General features: G+C 62.0%; 2 protein-coding genes and 1 pseudogene. 1 reads left to right on the top strand and 2 read right to left on the bottom strand.

What is annotated here, in order from left to right:
* Positions 1 to 73 precede the first annotated feature (73 nt).
* Positions 74 to 364: pseudogene (locus AWC02_RS14960) on the top strand (integrase core domain-containing protein); the annotation flags it as partial.
* Between the two features lie 747 nt (positions 365 to 1,111).
* Here the strand turns inward: AWC02_RS14960 and AWC02_RS14955 are convergent.
* Together AWC02_RS14955 and AWC02_RS14945 are read right to left on the bottom strand one after the other, a co-directional pair.
* Positions 1,112 to 2,359, bottom strand: a complete 1,248-nt coding sequence (locus AWC02_RS14955) for an IS256 family transposase (RefSeq protein ID WP_085129541.1) — start codon at positions 2,357 to 2,359, stop codon at positions 1,112 to 1,114.
* Positions 2,360 to 2,554: 195 nt separating this feature from the next.
* Positions 2,555 to 2,927 (bottom strand): integrase core domain-containing protein (locus AWC02_RS14945; RefSeq protein ID WP_237160379.1); only part of this gene is annotated, 373 nt, incomplete at its 5' end.

Genomic DNA, 2,927 nt, shown 5'->3' with positions numbered 1-2,927 from the left:
CCTGCCGAGGTGTTCGAAGAGCAGCTACGCTCACTCCAATAACCCGGTGTTGCAAGGACCAGTTGAACCCAGGCAGTTCAGGTCAAGGAAATTCGTGCACGCACTGGGTCGCTACGACATGGTCGGATCCATGGGGCGCGTCGGGGCCGCCGGCGACAACGCCGCCATGGAGAGCTTCTTTTCCCTGCTGCAAAAGAACGTCCTGGACCGCCGCCGCTGGAACACCCGCGACGAGCTACGGATCGCGATCGTCACCTGGATCGAACGCACCTACCACCGCCGGCGCCGCCAGACCGGTCTCGGCCGGTTGACCCCCATCGAATTCGAAGCAATCATGACCCCACCGGCCAGTCAGGCCGCGTGACCAAAACTGTCACCTATTCGTGCAGCAGACCCCGGTCGTCGACGCCGCCTAGACGTCTGACCGGCTAAAAATTAAATCTATCGGGCTGACAGGATTTGAACCTGCGACCACTTGACCTCCAGTCATAATATCTACGCGCATCTGCAGGCACCTGGATGTACTTGTAGATCCCATATTTCCGCAGTTCAAAGATAGTTTTGCCGTGGATGAATTTGCTTTGGGTTGCTATACAGATATCGGAATTTGGGGTCTCATTTGATAGATTCCCCCCAGCCATCGTTCTGCACCCTGAGCACCGGTGGGCTATCTACAGTCCTCGTGGCCCGCTCAATCAGTAAGTGGTGCTCCACCGACGGAGGAAGCGACCGATGAAGAAGCGTGTTTGCAACAGTGCTGGCTGGACCGGCATCGTACTTGGCTTGGCGGTAAGTATCTCGGCAGCAGCAGCGGTCCAAGCATCACCGTCGGTGACAGACATGATTATTGACGACCCTGCCCTATCTGCCATCGCGGACTACTTCGACGCACTGTGGTCCGAAGGTGTGGCGATCAACGACCCTGAGCGAGCTATCCTAGCGGGCCGTCAGGTATGCACCTTTGCGCAGCATTCTGGTGTCGCGGGCATCAGGTCTGGATTGGCATACCTACGTGCCGTCCATAAGCTGGATGACCGATAGTGCCCCTTGGGGTGGTGGACTTCGGATCGGCGTGGGTGCACGCGTAGTGATCAACGAGTCGTGGTGAATGCTAGGCGATTTGACGTTGTTCGGGAACCGGTTCGGTCTCTGCTTGGGCGGCGTGTTTGGCGGCGATGACTTTGCGCAGCTCAGCCATGGAGATGTCGGACAGGCAGCGGCGGGTGACCTGCCATTCATCGTGGGCTTCGATGACTACCGCGGTGGCCAACCGCAGGAACGCGGCGGGGTTCGGGAAGATCTCCACGACATCAGCGCGGCGTTTGATCTCCTTGTTGAGGCGTTCGATGGGGTTGTTCGACCAGATCTTTTGCCAGTGCCCGCGTGGGAACGCCGTGAATGCCAGCACGTCGGGTTTGGCCTCGTCCATCATTGCGGCCACTTTCGGGAAGCTGCCCGACAGCGTGTCGGCGACCTGATCCCACTGCGCAGCGACCTCAGCGGGGTCGGTGTGGGCGAAGATGGTCTTGACCGCCGCGGTCACCGCCGGTGCGTGTTTGGCGGCCACTGCCCCATGCAGGTTGCGCATGAAATGGACCCGACAACGCTGCCAGGACGAGCCCGTGAACTGCTGAGCTACGGCGGCTTTCAAGCCGGCGTGGGCATCGGAGATCACCAGGTGAACCCCGGTCAGGCCGCGAGCCTTGAGCGAGGCCAGAAACTCACGCCAGAACTCAAACGACTCGCTGTCACCGACAGCGGTGCCCAGCACCTCGCGGGTGCCGTCGATGGACACCCCGGTGGCCACCACCAGGGCCTGCGACACCACGTGCGCCCCGACGCGGACCTTGCAGAACGTCGCGTCGCAGAAGACGTACGGGAACTGGGTGTGGGTCAGGCTGCGATTGCGAAACGCCTCGATCTCTTTATCCAGGCCGGCGCAGATGCGTGAGACCTCCGACTTCGAGACCCCCGAACCGACACCGAGCGCGGCCACGAGGTCATCGACGTTGCGGGTCGACACCCCGTGCACGTAGGCCTCCATGATCACCGCGTGTAAGGCCTTGTCGATGCGGCGTCGCCGCTCGAGCAGCGACGGGAAGAAGGAACCGGCCCGCAGTTTGGGGATCTGGACCTCGATGTCCCCGGCGGTGGTCGATACCGTCTTGGGCCGGTGCCCGTTGCGATGCGTACTGCGATCGCCGCTGCGTTGGTAGCGTCCGGCGCCGATCGCCTCGGTGGCCTCGGCCTCGATCAAGGCCTGCAGCCCAGCGCGGATCAGCTCGGCGAACACCGCCCCGGCATCAGCGGACTTGAGCGCATCGAGTTGGGCGAGCAGGGCAGAATGGTCCTGGGTCATCGCGTGGTGTGTCCTTTGCTTGAGTCACTTTGGTCGGTAACTCACTGACCACTACGCGATGGCCCGCCCAAAAGCCCTCAACGACACACCGAACAGAGTCCGGCCTGGTCAGCCTCAGGCCCGAAACCCCACCACCCCAGGGGACTTACCCGGATGTGAGCCGTCCCGGTAAGTCCGGGGACTGATTTCCTTGAATCACCCCGCCTTCGGTGGGGTGTGCCTGTGATCGTAGTGAAGCGCTTCGACGGCTGCGGGGGTGAAGTCGTCGAGGTAGTCGTGGGGACGTTCGGTGTTGAACCAGTCGACCCATTCGGCGGTGGCGAGTTCGACCTGGCTGACGTCGCGCCACGGGCCTTGCCGATGGATGAGCTCGTTCTTGAACGAACCGACGGTCGTCTCGGCGAGCGCGTTGTCCAGTGCGTCGCCGACCGACCCGACCGAGGGGTCCACTCCTTCGTCGATGAGCCGCTGCGTGAACGCCACCGACGTGTACTGCCTGGGTTCAACTGGTCCTTGCAACACCGGGTTATTGGAGTGAGCGTAGCTGCTCTTCGAACACCTCGGCAGG

Origin of the sequence: Mycolicibacter engbaekii, assembly GCF_002101585.1 — a bacterium.
Lineage (GTDB): Bacteria > Actinomycetota > Actinomycetes > Mycobacteriales > Mycobacteriaceae > Mycobacterium > Mycobacterium engbaekii.
Note: the sequence above shows the minus strand (reverse complement) of the source record. Positions and strands in the feature narration are given on the sequence as shown.

Coding starts and splice junctions, on each gene's coding strand:
- AWC02_RS14955 (WP_085129541.1), bottom strand. CDS start 2,359: ATGACCCAGGACCATTCTGCCCTGCTCGCCCAACTCGATGCGCTCAAG.